General features: G+C 32.0%; 20 protein-coding genes. All 20 read left to right on the plus strand.

Features of this window, described 5'->3' with window-relative positions; translation table 11 throughout:
• Positions 1 to 116 precede the first annotated feature (116 nt).
• The 20 genes from rsxC (at position 117) to B5X81_RS09345 (ending at position 20,332) form a co-directional block, all read left to right on the plus strand.
• Positions 117 to 1,442, plus strand: a complete 1,326-nt coding sequence (gene rsxC / locus B5X81_RS09250) for an electron transport complex subunit RsxC (protein WP_079491167.1) — start codon at positions 117 to 119, stop codon at positions 1,440 to 1,442.
• Between the two features lie 12 nt (positions 1,443 to 1,454).
• A complete protein-coding gene (locus B5X81_RS09255; RefSeq protein ID WP_079491168.1) occupies positions 1,455 to 2,402 on the plus strand; it encodes an RnfABCDGE type electron transport complex subunit D in 948 nt (315 codons plus the stop codon).
• A gap of 1 nt (position 2,403) precedes the next feature.
• Complete coding sequence (locus B5X81_RS09260; RefSeq protein ID WP_079491170.1) at positions 2,404 to 2,991, plus strand: RnfABCDGE type electron transport complex subunit G; 588 nt, start codon at positions 2,404 to 2,406, stop codon at positions 2,989 to 2,991.
• An 18-nt stretch (positions 2,992 to 3,009) separates the two neighbouring features.
• On the plus strand, positions 3,010 to 3,603 hold the full coding sequence (rsxE, locus tag B5X81_RS09265; RefSeq protein WP_079491171.1) for an electron transport complex subunit RsxE: 594 nt from the start codon (positions 3,010 to 3,012) through the stop codon (positions 3,601 to 3,603).
• A 15-nt stretch (positions 3,604 to 3,618) separates the two neighbouring features.
• A complete protein-coding gene (gene rsxA, locus B5X81_RS09270) occupies positions 3,619 to 4,200 on the plus strand; it encodes an electron transport complex subunit RsxA (protein ID WP_079491173.1) in 582 nt (193 codons plus the stop codon).
• A gap of 142 nt (positions 4,201 to 4,342) precedes the next feature.
• Positions 4,343 to 5,326, plus strand: a complete 984-nt coding sequence (gene rnfB, locus B5X81_RS09275) for an RnfABCDGE type electron transport complex subunit B (RefSeq protein ID WP_079491175.1) — start codon at positions 4,343 to 4,345, stop codon at positions 5,324 to 5,326.
• A gap of 682 nt (positions 5,327 to 6,008) precedes the next feature.
• On the plus strand, positions 6,009 to 6,257 hold the full coding sequence (locus B5X81_RS09280) for a DUF4321 domain-containing protein (RefSeq protein WP_079491176.1): 249 nt from the start codon (positions 6,009 to 6,011) through the stop codon (positions 6,255 to 6,257).
• A gap of 7 nt (positions 6,258 to 6,264) precedes the next feature.
• Entirely contained in the window at positions 6,265 to 6,864 is a 600-nt protein-coding gene (locus B5X81_RS09285) for a Maf family protein (RefSeq protein WP_079491177.1), read from the plus strand.
• A gap of 141 nt (positions 6,865 to 7,005) precedes the next feature.
• Positions 7,006 to 7,698, plus strand: coding sequence for a RadC family protein (gene radC, locus B5X81_RS09290; RefSeq protein ID WP_079491178.1), 693 nt, complete (start codon positions 7,006 to 7,008; stop codon positions 7,696 to 7,698).
• Between the two features lie 45 nt (positions 7,699 to 7,743).
• The gene (locus B5X81_RS09295) at positions 7,744 to 8,778 is read left to right on the plus strand and encodes a rod shape-determining protein (RefSeq protein WP_079491180.1); all 1,035 of its coding nucleotides are present in this window, start codon (positions 7,744 to 7,746) and stop codon (positions 8,776 to 8,778) included.
• A gap of 15 nt (positions 8,779 to 8,793) precedes the next feature.
• Positions 8,794 to 9,642, plus strand: a complete 849-nt coding sequence (gene mreC, locus B5X81_RS09300) for a rod shape-determining protein MreC (RefSeq protein ID WP_079491181.1) — start codon at positions 8,794 to 8,796, stop codon at positions 9,640 to 9,642.
• Between the two features lie 11 nt (positions 9,643 to 9,653).
• Positions 9,654 to 10,136, plus strand: a complete 483-nt coding sequence (gene mreD, locus B5X81_RS09305; RefSeq protein WP_079491182.1) for a rod shape-determining protein MreD — start codon at positions 9,654 to 9,656, stop codon at positions 10,134 to 10,136.
• Positions 10,137 to 10,156: 20 nt separating this feature from the next.
• The gene (locus tag B5X81_RS09310; RefSeq protein ID WP_079491183.1) at positions 10,157 to 13,075 is read left to right on the plus strand and encodes a penicillin-binding transpeptidase domain-containing protein; all 2,919 of its coding nucleotides are present in this window, start codon (positions 10,157 to 10,159) and stop codon (positions 13,073 to 13,075) included.
• A gap of 268 nt (positions 13,076 to 13,343) precedes the next feature.
• The gene (minC, locus tag B5X81_RS09315) at positions 13,344 to 13,970 is read left to right on the plus strand and encodes a septum site-determining protein MinC (RefSeq protein WP_079491185.1); all 627 of its coding nucleotides are present in this window, start codon (positions 13,344 to 13,346) and stop codon (positions 13,968 to 13,970) included.
• 23 nt (positions 13,971 to 13,993) lie between these two features.
• The gene (gene minD / locus B5X81_RS09320) at positions 13,994 to 14,791 is read left to right on the plus strand and encodes a septum site-determining protein MinD (protein WP_079491186.1); all 798 of its coding nucleotides are present in this window, start codon (positions 13,994 to 13,996) and stop codon (positions 14,789 to 14,791) included.
• A gap of 12 nt (positions 14,792 to 14,803) precedes the next feature.
• Positions 14,804 to 15,079 (plus strand): cell division topological specificity factor MinE, encoded by a 276-nt coding sequence (gene minE, locus B5X81_RS09325; protein ID WP_079491188.1) that lies wholly within the window; start codon positions 14,804 to 14,806, stop codon positions 15,077 to 15,079.
• Between the two features lie 297 nt (positions 15,080 to 15,376).
• Positions 15,377 to 16,531, plus strand: coding sequence for a rod shape-determining protein RodA (rodA, locus tag B5X81_RS09330; protein WP_079491190.1), 1,155 nt, complete (start codon positions 15,377 to 15,379; stop codon positions 16,529 to 16,531).
• A gap of 132 nt (positions 16,532 to 16,663) precedes the next feature.
• Positions 16,664 to 17,383 carry a M23 family metallopeptidase gene (locus B5X81_RS09335; RefSeq protein WP_079491191.1) on the plus strand — a complete coding sequence of 240 codons (720 nt, stop codon included), beginning with the start codon at positions 16,664 to 16,666 and terminating at the stop codon, positions 17,381 to 17,383.
• Positions 17,384 to 17,789: 406 nt separating this feature from the next.
• Positions 17,790 to 19,625 carry a TIGR03960 family B12-binding radical SAM protein gene (locus B5X81_RS09340; RefSeq protein WP_079491193.1) on the plus strand — a complete coding sequence of 612 codons (1,836 nt, stop codon included), beginning with the start codon at positions 17,790 to 17,792 and terminating at the stop codon, positions 19,623 to 19,625.
• Complete coding sequence (locus tag B5X81_RS09345) at positions 19,625 to 20,332, plus strand: TIGR03936 family radical SAM-associated protein (protein ID WP_079491194.1); 708 nt, start codon at positions 19,625 to 19,627, stop codon at positions 20,330 to 20,332. Before B5X81_RS09340 ends, B5X81_RS09345 begins: the two co-directional genes overlap by 1 nt.
• Position 20,333 lies beyond the last annotated feature (1 nt).

The following is a 20,333-nucleotide window of genomic DNA, read 5'->3' on the forward strand; positions in this document are numbered from 1 at the left end:
TGTTGGAATTAGCTAAAATTTTTCTTTAAAATTTATAATGTATACTGTATACTTATAGTATGAAGTTTGTAATTTTTTTCTTATTGTTTATAATTACTTTACAAGGAGTGATTTAAATGGGACTATTATCATTTAGAGGAGGTGTTCATCCTCCGCATTTTAAAGAGCCTACTTCAAGACTAAAGATTGAGAAGGCTTCTGAGCCTCAGACTGTTACTATTCCACTTAGTCAACATATAGGGGCTCCATGTGAACCTTTAGTAAAAGTAGGGGATACGGTTAAGGTTGGTCAAAAAATTGGTGAGGCAGCTTCTTTTGTATCGGCACCAGTTCACAGCAGCGTTTCAGGAAAAGTAAAGGCTGTAAAACAATCCTTGACTGCAGGTGGGGAGGCTCTGTGTGTAATCATTGAATCCGATGGCTTGAATACTCTTCATGAAAGCGTTGTATCAAAGGGAGATATAGAAAGTTTGAGTGGAGAAGAGATAAAGAATATAATAAAGGAAGCCGGTATTGTGGGAATGGGCGGGGCTGCCTTTCCAACTCATGTAAAATTATCTCCACCCCCACAAAATAAAATTGATACTATAATTTTAAATGGAGCAGAATGTGAGCCTTACTTAACTGCTGATCATAGACTAATGCTTGAAAGTCCAGAAAAGATAGTTTATGGATTAAAGGCTATGATGAAGGTTCTAGATGTGAAAAAGGGCTATATAGGAATCGAAGACAATAAACCCGATGCAATTGAGTCAGTGAAGGAAGCAGCTAAAAATGAAAGCACAATTGAAGTAGTTGGACTGAGAACCAAATATCCTCAAGGAGCAGAAAAACAGCTCATATATGCCTGTACTAAACGAGAAGTACCGTCAGGTGGACTTCCAATGGCTGTAGGGGTGGTTGTAAATAATGTTGGAACAGCAGCAACTATTGCAAATGCCATCAAAACAGGTATGCCTCTTATAGAGAGGATTTGTACTGTAACAGGAAAGGGTGTAAAAAATCCTAAGAATTTATTGATAAAGGTTGGTACAAGTTTTAAGGAGATTATTGATCAGTGTGGAGGGTACAGTGGCAATGTTGGAAAAATAATTATGGGTGGTCCAATGATGGGACTTGCTCAACACAACGATGGAATACCAGCTGTAAAGGCGACTTCTGGTATATTGGTGTTTACACCTGAAGAAGCAACGCTTCCAAAGCCAAACAACTGTATTAAATGTGGCAAATGTGTAGAAATTTGTCCTGCATTTTTACAGCCATTATATATAAGTGCATATTCTTTAAATAATATGTATGAAACAGCAGAAAAATATAATGCATTAGATTGTATAGAATGTGGATCATGTTCATTTATTTGCCCATCAAAAAGACCACTCTTACAATCGATACGCGTGGCTAAACGTGAAATAATAGCTAAAAAGAGAAAACAAAGTAGTTAGGGGGGTAATTTGATGGATACTAAAGTTATAGTTTCTTCATCCCCTCATATTAGAGCTGATGAAAATATAGGCCGCATAATGAGGGATGTTGTTATTGCATTATTACCAGCAACGCTTGCAGGTATATATTATTTTCGATTAGGAGCAGTAAAAATTATTTTATTTTCTATTCTTGCAGCAGTCATAACGGAAGCTGTCATTCAAAGGATAAGGAAACAAGAGGTTACAATAAATGATTGGAGTGCTGTTGTTACAGGGTTATTATTAGCATTTAATATACCTGCGTCGGCACCCTGGTGGTTACCTGTAATAGGGGCAGTTTTTGCTATTGCAGTTGTTAAACAGTTGTTTGGTGGACTTGGTCATAATTTTATGAATCCGGCTTTAGCTGCTCGTGCAATGCTTTTAGCATCTTGGCCTGTTCAAATGACTAGTTGGATTGTACCAGGACCTGATGTTGTAAGTACAGCAACTCCACTGGCAATAATAAGTGGAACTGAGGCAGCTCAAGCAAATGTACCATCATTATTTCAATTGTTCATAGGGAATCATGGAGGCTGTATAGGAGAGACATCTGCTTTAGCTTTAATAATTGGTGGAATTTATTTGGTATATAGAGGAGTAATAACACCTAGGGTACCAGTTATTTACATTTCAACAGTTGCTGTCTTGACCTTTGTTCTTGGAGGCGGAGGATTTGATATACACTTTATGATGTACCAGGTATTGGCAGGAGGACTTATGATAGGTGCTATATATATGGCTACTGATTACGCTTCATCTCCTGTAACTCCAAAAGGCCAGATAATATTTGCATTAGGCTGTGGAATAATTACAAGCATTATAAGGCTCTATGGAGGATATCCAGAAGGTGTATCATATTCTATTCTACTAATGAATGTGGCATCTCCATTAATAGATAAGTATACTAGCCCTAAAGTTTTTGGGGAGGTGAAGTAATATGAAGGAAATAGCAAAACTAGGATTAATTTTATTATTAATTTGTGTTATTGCTGCATTAGCCCTTGCTTTTACAAATGAATTTACTAAGGATCAAATTGACTATCAAAGGAATTTGGCAAGTGAAAAAGCACGTATTGCTATTTTACCTAGTGCAGAAAGTTTTAAACCCTTATCTGAAATAGATGAAGATAAATTCAATGAATTAATGAAGGGAAATAATGGAATAGCAGAGATTTTTGCTGGACTTAAGGGAGATAGCATTATTGGCTATACATTTAAGACTCTTCCATCAGGTTATGGTGGAACTGTAGAGGTTATGACTGGAATAAATCTGGAAGGAAAAATTACAGGTGTTAGAATAGGAAATCATCATGAAACACCTGGACTTGGAGCCAATGCACAGTTACCATCCTTCTATGAACAATATGAAAACAAGAGTATCAATTCTGAAATTAAGGTTATAAAAACAAAACCAACAGTGGACAACCAGATTCAGGCGATTTCAGGTGCGACAATTACTTCGAGTGCAGTTACATCAGGAGTTAATACGGCAATAGATACCTTCAAGAAAATCACAGGAAAATAATTGCGGAGGTGAAATATATTGAATCCATTTAAAAATTTAAGTAATGGACTTTTTAAGGAAAATCCAACTTTTTTTCAGTTGTTAGGGATGTGTCCCACCTTGGCAGTTACAACCTCTGCTAAGAATGGTTTAGGTATGGGACTTGCATCAACTGCAGTTTTAATTTGTTCCAATTTAGTTATATCATTAATAAGAAAAGTAGTGCCTAGTAAAATAAGAATACCTATATATATTGTTGTAATAGCCACATTTGTTACAATGGTTGGGATGGTAATGGAAGGATATATGCCGGGGCTTTTTAATGCACTTGGATTATTTATACCGTTAATAGTTGTAAACTGTCTTATTCTTGCAAGGGCTGAGGCCTATGCTTCTAAAAATGGACCATTGGATTCTTTATTTGATGGTTTAGGTATGGGTCTAGGTTTTACTTGGGCATTGGGATTATTGGGAGCTATTAGAGAGCTCCTTGGAGCTGGAAGCATATTTGGTTTTACTATTTTAGGTGGTGCTTATAAACCTGCTTTAATAATGATATTGCCTCCAGGTGCCTTTTTAGCCCTAGGGATACTGCTTGCAATAAATAATGTAATAAAGTCAAGGTCTGCTTAGTAAGGAGGGAATATTATGGAAAATGCAAGTATATTTGTAATACTTGTTAGCTCAATATTAGTAAATAACTTTGTTTTATCAAAGTTCTTAGGTATTTGTCCATTCTTAGGTGTTTCTAAGCAAGTTGAAACGGCAACTGGAATGGGAATGGCAGTTACTTTTGTTATGACTATGGCTGGGATTATGACTTATTTTGTTCAAAAATTAATATTAGAGCCCTTTGGGATTGAGTATTTACAAACCATAGCTTTTATATTAGTTATAGCGTCACTTGTTCAGTTTGTTGAAATTGTGCTACAGAAAATTAGTCCTACCCTTTATCAAGCACTCGGTGTTTTTTTACCACTTATAACTACAAACTGTGCAGTCTTAGGATTAGCGTTACTTAATATTCAATATAAATTAAATTTAATTCAAACGATTTTCCATTCAATTGGTGCAGCTGTTGGATTTTCACTTGCAATTGTGCTGTTTGCAGGTATTAGAGAAAAATTAGAAATTGCTGATGTGCCTACTCCTTTTAAAGGATTTCCCATAGCACTTATTACTGCAAGTCTAATGTCAATAGCCTTTTTAGGGTTTGCAGGTTTAGTTTAATTTTTAACCTTTTGTAGATAATCAACATTAAAACTAAATATAAATTTCATAGAAAATAATGAATGTTTCTACATTTTTTCTATGAAATTTATAATACTTTAGAGTTGATTATCTTTGAATGTAATATAGAAAGGGTGATACTATGGATTTTAATAATATTCTTCTTGCAGGTGCAAGCTTAGGTGGATTAGGTCTTTTATTTGGTGCAGGATTGGCCTTTGCTTCACAAAAGTTTGCAGTGGAAATAGATCCTAGAGCTCTTGCCATTAGAGATGCACTTCCTGGCGCAAACTGCGGTGGTTGCGGATATCCAGGATGTGATGGTTTTGCCAATGCAGTGGCTGATGGTAAGGCTCCTGTTAATGGATGCCCAGTTGGTGGTGCCGAGTGTGCAGAGAAGGTTGCCGAAATAATGGGTGTTGAAGTTGGCGAAGGTGTAAAGCAAGTTGCAAGAGTTATTTGTAAAGGTGATAATAAAAACTGTAAAGAAAAATATGAATATTTTGGTATACAGGATTGTAAGGCGGCCGCTATGCTTGCTGGTGGAAGTAAGGGTTGCAGTTATGGATGTTTGGGTTTAGGAACATGTGTTAAGGCATGTCAGTTTGATGCTATAAAAATAACTGATGGAAATGTTGCTGTAATTGATCCTGAAAAATGTACAGCTTGTGGGAAATGCCTTGAAGTTTGTCCAAAGAACGTTATTGAATTTGTGCCATATGAACAAAATGTCATTGTGGATTGTAACAATAAGGAATTTGGTAAAGCTGTTAAAGAAAAATGTAGTGTAGGCTGTATCGGTTGTAAGATATGTGTTAAGACATGTCCATTTGATGCTATTGAATTTGAAAATAATCTTGCCAAGATAGATTATGAAAAATGTACTAATTGTATGCTATGCGCTGAGAAATGCCCTACAAAAGCAATCTATGCTAATTTTGAAAAACGCAGAAAAGCAGAAATTTCTGAAGAAGATTGTATAGGTTGTACATTGTGTAAGAAAGTTTGTCCTGCAGAAGCAATTGAAGGGGAAGTAAAGGTTAAGCATAAAGTTATAGAGGACAAATGTATTGGCTGTGGTGCATGTGAAGCAAAATGTCCTAAAAAAGCAATAAAAATGAAATAAATTACAAAAATGACAATTTGTAAAAACCTATGATATCCTATTGGTCAAGATATCATAGGTTTTTTTATTTCTATTTTGATTTGTAAAAAATACTACTTGTAATAATTTTTCCTAAATGCTAAACTTAAATTGTGTACTAAGTTTAAAACCGAGATTTCCAATGGTTTCCTAATTATAATGGAGCAATAAATTCTTTTCATTCAAATTGAAATAATAGATAATACAGGATAAGTTGGATATAATAACCTATATAGAGTTCATAGTAAAACTTAATTTATGCATATGAAAATATCCAATGGTTTTAAGGGTTTTTGATATGTGTAAATTAAAGTCTTTACTTGAATCTCTATAGAGCTCATAGTAAAACTTAATTTATACATAAAAAGCATCCAATTTTTTCTATATAAAATCATCTTATATTATATATAGGACTATCATAATAGATGTATTTAAAGATAAACAACTTTAAGGTTTAATAAATTTGAAATAGAAGTGCAGAAGTTTTCACTATTTTCTTTTAAATTTATTTTAACTATTTCTGTTGTGTAATTATAGATATTCCAGTGAAATAGTTAATTTATACACATTAAAAATCCCTAGAAGCATTGGATATATTGATATGTATAAATTAAGTTTTACTATGGAAAATCTATATAATAGCTTGTGAAGGAGGGCATCTCTAGTGAGATCAAGAAATAGGAATCCATGGCTTTTGTTACTTTTACTATTAGTAGGCTTAGTTATTGGTGGAGTTATTGGAGACATATTTGGAGATAGTATAAAGTGGCTTGGATACAGTAAATCTATAGGAATCAGTCCTGCTACTCTTGATTTAAATGTTATACAACTAACATTTGGATTTACTATGAACATTAGTTTAACAAGTATTTTGGGCCTTATAATTGCATTATTAATATTTAATAGACTGTAGGTGCTATATGAATAAAAAAATTATTTTAGCTTCAGCTTCCCCTAGACGACGAGAAATATTGAAAAACCTAGGGCTATGCTTTAGAATAGTGAAAAGTGATTTAGATGAGAAAATTAGATCTGATGAAAAGCCACAGCATATAGTTATGGCTTTAGCTTTTGAAAAAGCCTTAGATGTGGCTGGTTCTGTGGAAAATAACACAATAATAATAGCTGCTGATACAATAGTTTATAAAGATACAGTATTAGGAAAGCCTAAATCATTTAATAATGCATTTAATATGCTAAATTTATTGCAGGATGATGTACATTATGTATATACAGGATTAGCTGTAATAGAAAAAGGTACTGATAGAAAATACGTTACATATGAAAAGACTATGGTTAAGATTAAAAAATTATCTGAGACTAAGATAAAGAAGTATATTGAGACTGGTGAAGTGTGGGATAAGGCTGGAGCATATGGAATTCAAGGGTTTGGAGGAACTATTGTACAGTGGATTAAGGGAGATTATTTTTCTGTTGTTGGTTTACCAGTATCAAAGCTTGATAATATATTATTAAATTATTTTAATATAGATATTTTTGATATTGACAAGAATAAATAAAATATTTCATTTCTTAAAATTCCACAAATAATCTGTTATAATATATACTTAGAGTTATAAAGTTTGTGTAAGAGACTAAAAAGTATTGACAAAAAATAAGTTGATGACTTTGAAATTTAAGCAAGCTTTGGAGTGATAAATATGGACAAATATAACGTGACTATTAAAAAAATGCCAGAAAATGAAAGGCCAAGAGAAAAGCTCATAAGGTATGGTCCACAGACATTGTCCAATATTGAACTTTTAGCTATACTAATTAGAACTGGTTCAAGGGAACAATCGGCCCTTGAGCTTGCTAATGTTTTGTTAAGTCATCATGAGAAAGGGATTAGATATTTAGCCAATTGTACAGTAGAAGAATTAAGTGAAATAAAAGGAATCGGAACGAGTAAAGCTTGCCAGATTCTTGCAGCAGTAGAGCTTGGAAATAGATTATCAAGAAGTTCATTAGAAATAAAAAGAACTATAAAATCACCAAAGGATGTAACTGATATGTTTATTAACGATATGCGTTTTTTAGAAAAAGAACATTTTAAAGTAATTTTTCTTAACACTAAAAACGAAATAATAACATTTGAAACCATTTCAATAGGGAGCTTGAACGCTTCGATAGTACATCCAAGGGAGGTTTTTAAAAGAGCAATAAAAAAGAGCAGTGCGTCAATAATACTTCTACATAATCATCCTAGTGGTAATCCACAGCCTAGTAAAGAAGATATTAATATTACAAAACGATTAATTGAGGCTGGTCAAATAATTGGGATAGAAGTATTGGATCATATTATTATTGGCGACGGGAATTACTTTAGTTTAAAGGAAGAATCTTTAATATAAAATAAAAGCCATAGTCATCGTTGACAACTAGGAAGGAGTAAATGAATGGGATTATTCAACTTATTTACTAAAGATATAGGTATAGATTTGGGAACTGCTAACACATTAATTAATGTTAAAGGAAAAGGAATAGTAATTCGTGAACCATCTGTAGTGGCAATACAGGAAGACACTAAGGATGTACTTGCTGTGGGACTGGAAGCTAAGAAAATGATAGGTAGAACACCTGGAAATATAGTTGCCATTAGACCTTTAAAGGATGGAGTTATTGCAGATTTTGATACAACTCAAGGGATGTTAAGGTACTTTATCAAAAGGGCGAATCCTAAGAATTCAGTTGTTTTTAGACCAAGAGTGTTAGTTTGTGTGCCTTCTGGAGTTACAGAAGTTGAGAAGAGGGCCGTTATTGATGCCACTGAGCAGGCTGGAGCTAAAGAAGCATTTTTGATTGAAGAACCAATGGCTGCTGCTATTGGAGCAGGACTCCCGGTTGCTGACCCTACGGGTAGTATGGTTGTTGATATTGGTGGAGGTACAACGGAAATAGCAGTTATTTCTTTAGGTGGGATAGTTACTAGCAAATCCATTAGAATCGGTGGAGATGAAATGGATGAAGCAATTGTTCACTATATAAAAAAGGAATATAATTTGATGATAGGTGAGAGAACTGCTGAAGAAACTAAAATAACCATTGGATCAGCTTTTCCAAAGACTAAGGAAGAAAGAATGGAAATAAGAGGTAGAGATTTAGTTTCTGGACTACCGAAAACTCTTACAATTACATCGACTGAAATTTTAGATGCATTAAATGAACCAGTTAATTCTATTTTAGAAGGAATAAAAATCACATTGGAAAAAACTCCACCTGAACTTGCTGCAGATATAATGGAATATGGTATTATGCTTACTGGTGGTGGTGCATTATTAGACGGATTAGACAAGCTTATAAAAGAAGAAACAGGCATGCCAGTAAGAATAGCTGAACAGCCTCTGGACTGTGTGGCCTCAGGAACAGGTGTAGCATTAGAAAATTATGATTTACTTAAGAGAGTTTTCATATCTCCAAGAAGAAATCGTTAAAGTGGTGATAGTTAGATGGGAAATATTTTTAAAAGTAAAGTAATGATAGTAACAATTGTTACTATCATTTTACTAATTATAATTGGAATTACCTTTGGAGGAAGGGATAATATAACAAGTGGTGAAAACTTAGCAGGAAACATACTAACGCCAATTCAAAAGTTCTTTTATCTTGGAAGTGATTTCATATCAGATTTTATACATCCTGTTGCAAACGTATGGAAGCTTGATGGACAAAATAAAAAGCTTAGAGAAGAAAATATTAAGCTTCAAAATCAAATTATTAAATTGAAACTCAAGGTGCAAGAAATTGATGATCTAGAGAATCTTTATAATGCTTTAAATTATGCGAAGGAGAAGAATATCGAGAATTATGTTACCTGTAATGTTATAGCCAAGGATCCAGGAAATTGGTTTAATTTATTTACAATAGATGCAGGCCTTAAGGATGGTATAACTAAAAATAGCACGGTAATGAATGGTGACGGTTTAATTGGACTGGTATATGAAGTTGGGGATACATGGGCTAAGGTTATAACTATTATTGATAATAGAAGTAGAGTGAGTTTTGAAATCCTTAGTGATACAAATAGTAATATAGGACTGATCAATGGAAGTGGAGACAAAAATTTAAAGGGGTATTTATTTGATACCGAGACTAAGGCTGAGATTGGCGATTACATAGTAACATCTGGACTGGGTTTACATCCTAAGGGAATTATTATAGGTAAGATAAAGGACGTTATAGTAAAGGAAGATGAACTTTTAGAAAACATTATAGTTGAGCCTAATGTAAACTTTAAGAAATTAGATAGGGTGTTTGTAATACCAAATAATAGCAAAAAAGAAAATAGTGAAAATTAGAGGAGCTTAAGATGAGCGGATATTCAATGTTTGTTATAATTATAATTAATTTCATTTTACAATCTACAGTCTTTCAACATTTTCGTATAGGAGGAATTTTACCGAATACGGCGTTAATTATTGTTGTTTCCATAAGTATATTGTCAGGAAGGAAAAAAGGCGTTACAGCTGGAATAATAGCGGGTATATTGCAGGATATTTTCTTTAGTAAAGCGATTGGCATAAATATTCTGATATATTCTTTTCTAGGATATTTAATAGGTGGATTAGAAAGTAGATTGTTTAAGGATAATTATATTACCCCATTAATTCTTATGATTTTATCGACCTTTTTCTATCATGGTATATATTTCGTATTAATGCATTTTTTAAGACATCGAGTAGATTACATATCTATTTTAAGAACGGTTATTTTTACAGAAAGTATCTATAATTCAATTGTAGGAATTTTAATATATAGGATTTTTTTTAATCGTGTTTATGGGTATAAGTAAGTTGGAGTTGGAGGAAAAATATGCTTGATAAATTAAAGGATAGAAACAATCAAATTATAATTAGCTTTATAGTAATTTTTTTTATTATATTTGTTCGGCTTTTGAATCTTACTATTGTTGAAGGAGAAAATAGACGAGAAAGATCAGAGAATATTCGTATAAAGGATATTTCAATTGTAGCACCAAGAGGTGAAATTAGAGATAGAAATGGAGTTTTAATAGCTGGGAATATTCCTAGCTTTACTGTTCAATTAGTCAGAAGCGAATTACCTATAGAAGATCTTCATGAAGTTGCTATCAAAGTAATTGATATATTAGAAGAAAACAATGAAAAGCATATAGAATTTCCAATAATAATAGAAAATAATAATTTTGTTTATTCCTACGACAGAGAAATTGAAAATTGGCTTTTGTCTTTGGGAGAAGAATATTATAATTTAAAAGATGCTGAAGCCGTTTTTAATAAAATTGTTTCAGATAATTTACCCATTGAGAATTTAGATAAGCTGAAAGCACAAGAATATCTAATAGCCATGGGAATAACGCCACCTATATCTATAAGTAAAATGAAATTTTTACCACAGATGAAAAAAGAAGATTTTTTAAAAAGCTATGGATTGGATGTTAATATTGATGCCAAGAAAGCATTTGAAGAGTTAAGAGAGAAATATAAAATAGGTGATGAATATACGGATGATGATGCTAGAAAAATTTTAACAATAAGACATGCTTTAACAAGTCAGGGGTATCTAAAATATAAGCCACTTAGAATTGCTTCTGATATATCGGAAGAAACTGCAATACTTATAGAAGAAGCTGGAATGGATCTGCCAGGAATAGGTGTGGCTATAGAACCTAAAAGATACTATCCCAACGGTGAGATGGCTTCCCATATACTTGGCTTTCTTGGGAAGATATCAAATGAAAGTGAAATAAAAAAATATGTTGAAGAAAATGAATATTCTAAAAGTGATATTGTTGGAAAAACAGGTATTGAAGGTAAATATGAACTAATCTTAAAAGGAGAGAATGGAGCGAAATCCGTAGAGGTTAATACCTATGGTAGAACAGTAAAAGAGTTAGAATATGAAAAAAAACCAAAGCCTGGCAAAAATATATATTTAACTATAGATACCAAGCTTCAAAAAGTGGCAGAGGAAGCTTTAAAGCGTGGATTAGAGGAAATACAAAAAGGTGGAGCCTTTAAAAGCAAATGGGGAGATTATGATTACAAAGAAAGCTTTCCAAATGCAAAAACGGGAGCTGTAGTAGTTACTGATGTAAATACAGGCGAAGTTCTTGCTTTAGCAAGTTATCCAGCCTATGATCCCAATCTTTTTTCTACAGGGATATCTAATGAAGAGTGGCAGAATTTGCAGCCCGAAAACAAAAGAGATCCTATAGCGCCGAACCCAATGTTAAATATTGCCACAATTACAGCTGTACAGCCTGGCTCAATATTTAAAATGATTACAGGATTAGCTGCTATAGATCAGGGGTTGGACCCTAATAGAAAACTCTATGATGGCGGTGTTATTAGAAGAGGTTCAGAAACCTTTGGCTGCTGGATTTGGAACCAATATAAGACGAGTCATGGTTATGTTGATTTAATAAAGGCTCTGGAAGAATCCTGTAATTATTATATGTATGATATAGTAAATGGCTATGATTATTATAAGGATGAGCCTTTAGGAATAGATATGAATGTAGATAAATTAATAGAATATATAAAAATGTTTGGATTAGGTAAAACAACTGGCTTAGAAATATCAGAGTTTGTAGCGGGAGCTCCGGATCCCGATAAAAAATCAAGAAATATGCTATTATATTTGGAAAGAAGACTTTATGAAATTAGTGAAGACTATTTGCCAGCTAATATATTAGAGGATGAAGATGAAATCAAAAATTGTATCGATGAAATATTGAGCTGGGCCAAGGACAATCCTTCTAGGGGCACTATTTTAAGTAGGCTTAAAGAGATGGGCATAGAAGAATCTAAGGCAAATGATCTTGCTGATATTATAAAATTTGACTATTTTATTCAAATGAATTTTAAAGAAGGAGATGCATTTAATCTGGCAATTGGACAGGGAGCCCATGCGTATACACCAGTTCAAATGGCTAGATATATTTCTGCAATTGCCAATGACGGATACTTAAATGAATTAACACTAATAAAAAGAATTGGAAATGAGGAACAATCTAAGGCCGATAAGAAACAAAAAATTCCTCTTAATAATAATGATAACCTTAAGTATATAAGAGAAGGAATGAGACGGGTTAATGAAACTGGCACAGGAAGAAGCGCATTTAGTGGTTTTGAAGGTGTTGCTGGAAAAACTGGTACAGCGGAAAGAGATGGTAAAATTCCTCCTTTAGATGAGGTAGAGTATATAAAGAAACATTTAAAATATATTGCTCCTAATATATCATTAGATAAAATAATGGAAGAATCCAATAAGATATTTAATCAAAGAAAAAAGGAACTAGAGTCATTGCAAAAAGAGCTGGAAGAGCTGCAACAAAAGATTGAAGAATTGGAACAAGAGAATGAGAAAGTATCTGGTAAAGAAGCTAATGAGAATAGAGATGATGAAATCGAAAATTTAAAGAGCAAAAAAAATAGAGTGAATAATGAAATAATAGGCAAATTAACAAGGGGCTATTTTGAAGAAGGTTCAGTGATGAGGGAAGCAATAAAAAGACTTGATAAGAGAGTCACAGATGAAATGATTGACCAGTTTAAAAGCGATTATGATAATTTTGCATGGTTCACATCATTTTCTCCTTATGAAAAGCCAGAAATAGCAGTTGTAGTATTATTATTTCAAGGTGGTCATGGAGGATATGGAGCACCTATAGCTAAGGAAATAATTGGAACATATCAGGAGTCGAAAAATGGAGCTACAATGAAAAATAACCAGAATTTAGATGAATAATGTAAAGAAACGTAATAAATAAATAAAAGCTGAGGATTATACTAGTACCTCAGCATTATTTATAATAAATTTATTATTATAAAAGAAGGAATATCTTATTAATTGAAGAATTATTAATATAGCAAATTTATCGTACCTAAACTTAAATGATGTAAAATTTAAATTTATACAAATCTATAAGGCTTAAAGAATCAAAGTATTTAAATATAGATAGCTTGAGGTTAAATATCTATATACAGATATATATGGATTTGGAGGTAGCATTTAGATGGGTTTTAAGAATAATATTGAATTTAAAGGGACAAAGGATGGACTAATAATTCATTTCAATGAATCCTGTGAATATGAAAAACTCAAGGAACAGTTAATAGAAAGATTAGAAAAAGCCAAGGATTTTTTTATAGGAGCCAAAATAGCTAGAATAGAAGGTAAAAATTTAAGTAGTGATGAAGAAAATGAAATAATTGATTTAATAAATAACAGATTTGGAATGATTATGATAGAAAATAATATAACATGTTTGAAAAAAGAAGAAGTATTTACAGGCTTAGAGGAAGGTATGACTAAATTTGTAAAGGCAACCCTACGGTCAGGTAGAAAAATTGAATTTAAAGGTAACGTAATTATTATGGGTGATGTAAACCCAGGGGCAAAAGTTATTGCCTATGGCAATATTGTTGTAATGGGAGCTTTAAGGGGTACAGCCCATGCTGGTTCAAATGGTAATGATAAAGCTTTTGTATCTGCATTAAAATTGTTACCTACACAGTTAAGAATCGGAAAATATATAGCGAGAGCTCCAGATAGTGGGGGATATGATCCTAAATATCCTGAAATAGCTTTTATAAAGGATGATATGATTCAGATTGAACCGTACCTTACAAAAAATAGATAATGTATAATTAGGAGGGAATTATAATGGGCGAAGTTATTGTTGTTACATCTGGAAAAGGCGGAGTTGGTAAAACAACAACCACTGCTAATATTGGTGCTAGTTTAGCAATATTAGGAAAAAAAGTTGTGGTTATTGATGCCGATATAGGTCTTAGAAATTTAGATGTTGTATTGGGTTTAGAAAATAGGATAGTTTATGACCTTGTTGATGTGGTAGAAGGAGTTTGCCGCTTAAAGCAGGGTTTGATAAGAGATAAGAGGTTTGAAGGACTTTATCTGCTTCCAGCTGCACAAACGAAGGATAAGAACGCTATATCACCTAAACAAATGCAGGATCTTTGTAATAAACTTAAAGAAATATATGATTATGTTTTAGTAGATTGTCCTGCAGGTATAGAGCAAGGATTTAAAAATGCTATAGCTGGTGCCGATAGAGCTATAGTAGTAACTACTCCAGAAATATCAGCAGTTAGAGATGCTGATAGAATTATAGGACTTTTAGAAGCCGCTGAATTGAACAACCCTATGCTAGTAATAAATAGAATAAGAATAGATATGGTTAAAAAAGGTGATATGATGAATATTGAGGATATGACAGATATTCTAGCAATTGACCTTTTAGGTATTGTACCAGATGATGAGTATATTGTTATATCTACCAATAAAGGCGAGCCTGCTGCCAAGGATGAGAATTCAATGGCAGGACAAGCATTTAGAAATATTGCAAGACGAATTACTGGCGAAGATGTACCGTTTATGGAACTAGATATACAAGAAGGTTTTATGGTGAAACTTGCCAAACTATTTGGGATAAATAAGTAAGGGGGATAATATATGTTAGATGTATTTAAGTTTTTTAGTAAAGAGGGGGGTACTAGCAAAGAGCTGGCAAAGGAGAGGTTAAAATTAGTACTGGTTCATGACCGAACCAATTGTTCAGACAGTTTTTTGGAAATGATAAGGGGAGATTTGCTTAATGTTATTTCTGACTATATGGAAATCGACGAAGAGGGATTAGATATTAAAATTACAAAGACAAAAAGAGATGATGACAAAATTATGCCTGCACTTGTTGCTAATATTCCTATAAAGAAGATGAAGAATAGATAGTAATTATATGGCCCCAGTATAGGGGTTTTTATTTTTATTGGTTTGAATCAATAATTGAGGAAATTGCATAATTCTAATTTGGCTGGGTTGCATAATATATATGGTATGGCTTTGAAGATTTTAAAACCACATGTAGTAGATAATTTTTAGGTAAGGTAATTATGCAATTTGCTCAATTAATATATTTTAGTTTTACATTAGTGTTGAGAAGAGTAAGTTTTTTATGTTATAATTTCTTAAGGTGCTAAAAACAATTATACAATTTTCTTAGATACAACAACTACTAAGAGGTGCTTTATGATTGAAAGAAGATTAATTAAAAATATTGATTTTGGACTAATTGCTGTAGTTATAGTAATATTTTTTATTGGAGTTATTATAATTACTAGTGCTACTAATGTTATAGATTTATCAAAGGATACAACATTCAAAGAAAGTATAGGTGAAATTATTGACATCGGCCTTAAAAGACAGCCTAAAATTCAAATAATTGCTTTCATTATTGGAGTAATTGCTGTATTAGCTACCTTAACTATAAATTATAATAGCTTTGGTAATGCATATAAACCCTTATATGTCATATCAATTATATTATTGCTGATGGTATATATTCCAGGCTTAGGAGTAGTTAGAGGAGGGGCTAGGAGTTGGATCAATTTGGGGCCTTTAGATTTTCAAACATCGGAAGTAGCAAAATTGGGTTTTATTTTGTCTCTTGCTAAATATTTGGAAATGAAGTATGAAAAGCTTGAGACCATCAAAGATTTAATTGGACCTATGCTTTTTGTATTGCCTTTTGTAATACTTCTTTTAAAACAGACTGACTTAGGTACTGCTCTGGTATTTATTGTCATAACCTTTGGAATGCTCTTTGTTGCAGGTGTTAATATCAAGCTTGTGCTATATGGTGGGTTAATTGGGATATCATCCTTACCGTTAGTTTATAATTTTTTAAAGCCTCATCAGCAACAAAGAATTGATGCTTTTTTAAATCCTTCTGATCCTACTTTACCAGGCAATTATCATGTAGCTCAATCAAAAACAGCAATTGGCTCGGGAATGATATATGGAAAGGGCTTATTTAAAGGGACTTTTCATAGAGGGGACTTTTTACCTGTACAGGAAACTGATTTTATATATGCGGTTTTAGGGGAAGAGTTAGGCCTGATAGGTTGTACCATAATACTTTTACTATATTTTCTATTTTTGTATAAAATGGTGAAAATATCTAAAGATGCTAAAGATATTTATGGTCAGTTAGTTGTTACTGGTATTACATTTATGTTTGCATTTCAAATAATCGAAAACATTGGGATGACTGTAGGAATTATGCCTGTTACTGGAATAACCCTTCCTTTTCTCAGCTATGGAGGAAGTTCCTTAATAACAAGTATGATTGCCCTTGGATTAGTTTTAAATGTTTCAATGAGAAAGAAAAAAATTAGGTTTTAAAAAATTCCTTAATATTAAGGAATTTTTTTATTGAGAATGAATTAAAGCTTGACATTGTTTTACTATATTTAGTAATAAAAATCCCTTCTTAAAAATATATTGTAGTAATCACCAAACATAAGGAGGGGAATTATGGATAAGTCATATAGACGAAATTTAGTAAATAGACAAAGGAGAAATTATTATGGATATGGTTCTAAAAGGAGAAATAAAAAATCTTCTAATATATTAAGGAAAATATTAATTCAAATATTAGTATCAATTTTAATTGTATCAATTATAATTTTACTTAAAAATATTGACTCAGCAGTTGGAAATAATACATCTTCTTTTATAAAAAAAGTAATGTATACTGAATTTAACTATAAGAAAAGTATTAATATAATAAAAGAATATGCAATTCAGTTTAAAGATTATGCATCGGAAACTATTCCTGTTTTCAAAAAGACAGAAGGAAATTTTAAAATGTCACCTCCAATAAATGGAATAATCATTTCATCATATGGGAAAAAATTGAATCCTATTACTGAAAAACAAACTTTTCAAAGGGGAATAGATATAAAAGCAATAGATATAGATATAGTTAAGTCAGTAGAAAATGGAGTAGTTATACTAACTGGTGAAAGTGAAAACTTAGGTAAATTTATTAAAATAGACCACGGTGATGGTATATTTTCAATATACGGTAATTTGGAAAGCATATATGTAAAGGAAAATGAAAGGGTTATACGTGGACAAAGAGTTGGTAAAATAGGAGATATAAAGACCTCATATTTACATTTTGAACTATGGATCAATGATGAGGCAGTTGATCCTGAATTATATGTAGATTATAGTACGGTGAGTATATAATATATATTTTAATAAGAACTGTAATCTAACAATATAGAGTTTACGTAGTAAAACTTAGTTTATACAGGTGTAAATACTCAGTGCTTCTGGGAGTTTTGAACATGTATAAACTAAAGTCTTTACTTAAATCTCTATAAAACCTACAAATAATTAGAAAAAGATGTTAAAATGGTTTTGTGTTTATAAATAAATGAGGAAATTGCATAATACATGTGAAGAATTTTAAAATACAAAATACAGTAGAGAGAGTCAGGTGAGTTATCTACATATTGTATTCTAAAATTAATAATGTTAATTATGCAAGTTTCTCAAATCTGAAAATATATATCTTTAAATTAAAAAAGCATGTATAATATACAATAATGCAATACTAAAGATAAGCCCGTATTATTAAGGAGGAACATGAATGAAAGAAAAAATTGAAGAAATACTTTATAAAGTAGAAAAACCCAGTAGATATATTGGAGGAGAAAAGAACAGCTATAAAAAAGAAATAAATGAAAATATAATTAGGTTTGGATTTGCATTTCCTGATATATATGAAGTTGGAATGTCCCATTTAGGTATGCATATAATTTATAATTTACTAAATGAAGTAGATGATATATTTTGTGAAAGAATATTTGCACCTTGGATAGATATGGAGGGAATATTAAGAAAAGAGAATTTACCTCTTTTTACATTAGAAACCTATACTCAAATAAAGGATTTAGATATTATAGGATTTACTCTTCAATACGAGCTTAGCTATAGTAATATATTAAATATGCTGAATCTTGGAGGAATACCTCTTAGGAGCTCAGAAAGAAATGAATCTGATCCTATTGTTATCGCCGGTGGACCTTGTGCATATAATCCTGAACCCTTGGCAGAAATAGTGGATATATTTTTGATGGGGGAAGGGGAAGAACTCTTAATTGAATTTTTTGATATCTATAGAAAAATAAAGAAGGATGGACTTGGAAAAAAACAACTTTTAGAGAAAGTATCTAAAATAGAAGGCGTTTATATACCAAGCTTTTATGAATTTCGTTATGCTGAAGACGGTACAATAAAGGCTTTTGTGCCTAAGAATGAAGAATATCCTGCTAAAATTAAAAAGAGAATTGTGAAGGATATAAATAAAACTTTTTATCCAGAAAAGGTTATAGTACCCTTTGCAGATATTGTTCATGATAGGGCTATGGTAGAAATTTTCCGAGGTTGTACAAGGGGCTGCAGATTTTGTCAGGCTGGAATGATATATAGACCAATTCGTGAAAGAAAGTCAGATAAGGTTCTTGAATTAGCCGATAAACTATTGAAAAGTACAGGATATGAAGAAATATCTATATCATCCCTGAGCACAAGTGATTATTCACAGTTAAATGAATTGGTTAGAGGTTTGATAGACAGATATATAAGCAAAAGAATAGGAGTTTCTGTACCATCATTGAGATTAGATTCCTTTTCAATAAAACTTATAGAAGAAATACAAAAGGTAAGAAAAACAGGCTTAACCTTTGCGCCTGAAGCTGGAACCCAAAGATTGAGGGATGTAATAAATAAAGGTATAGAAGAAAAGGATCTGACATATGCAGTAACCAATGCATTTGAATTAGGCTGGAATAGTGTAAAATTATATTTTATGATAGGCTTGCCTACAGAAACCTTCGAAGATTTAGATGGAATTGCAGATTTAGCTAAAAAAGTAGTTGATATTTATTATAAAACTCCTAAAGAGAATAGAAGGAAAGGCCTTAAGGTTACTATAAGCACCTCATCCTTTGTTCCTAAGCCTTTTACACCATTTCAATGGGAGCCTCAAGATGAAATAGATACTTTGGTAGAAAAGCAGATGTATCTAAAAGACAAACTTAAGCTAAAGAAAATCACATATAATTACCATGATTCTAAGACAAGCTTTTTAGAAGGAGTATTTGCCAGAGGAGATAGAAGATTATGTAATGTCCTAATAAAAGCATTTGAAAAAGGTTGTAGATTTGATGGTTGGCAAGAGCAATTTCAATATGATAGATGGATGGAAGCCTTTTCTGAGTGTGGAGTTGATCCTCACTTTTATGCAAATAGGAAAAGGGACTATAAAGAAATTCTGCCCTGGGACCATATTGATGTTGGGGTTACAAAAAAATATTTAATAAATGAGAATGAAAAAGCTAAAGATGAAAAATTGACTAGAGATTGTAGATTAAGTTGTACTGGTTGTGGTATCAACAATGGTTTTATTGGGGGGGTTTGTTAATGTACAAGATTTTAGCAAAATTTACTAAAATGGATAGAATGAAGTTTTTATCTCATCTGGAACTAATAAGGGTAATTGAGAGAGCGCTTAGGAGAGCTAATATACCATTAAGATTTACTCAAGGCTTTAATCCACACCCCAAAATTTCCTTTGCTGCCCCCCTTGCAGTGGGAGTTTCAAGTGAAGGAGAGTATTTAACTGTAGAAATTAATAAAGAAATAAATGTTAAAGATTTTGAAAAAAAGTTAAATATGGAACTGCCAGAGGGAATAAAATTTATTAAATGCAAATATATTGATCCAAAAAGCAAGTCATTAATGAGCATAGTTGAAGAATCTACCTATATTGTTAAATGTATTACAAAAAATCAATATGACTTAAAAGAAATAGATGAATTTATAGAAAAATTTCTAAAAAGAGAAGAAATACTTTATAAGAAAATTGGAAAAAGAGGAAAAGAGAAAATAGTGAATATAAAAAAATATATTAAAGAAATAATTATTTTATCACTGCAGGAGAATGAAATTATTTTCAAAACAACTGTTTCCACAGGAAGTAAGGGGAACTTAAAACCTGAAGTTGCTTTTGAAAAGCTTATGGAGCTGGAAGGAATAGAAATAGATTTAGAAAAAGTAAGGGTACATAGGTTAGAAACCTTTTCATCAAAGGGAGATAAAAAACTACTTCCTATTGATGCTACAATTTAAT

It is taken from the genome of Maledivibacter halophilus, from assembly GCF_900167445.1.
GTDB classification, from domain to species: domain Bacteria; phylum Bacillota; class Clostridia; order Peptostreptococcales; family Caminicellaceae; genus Maledivibacter; species Maledivibacter halophilus.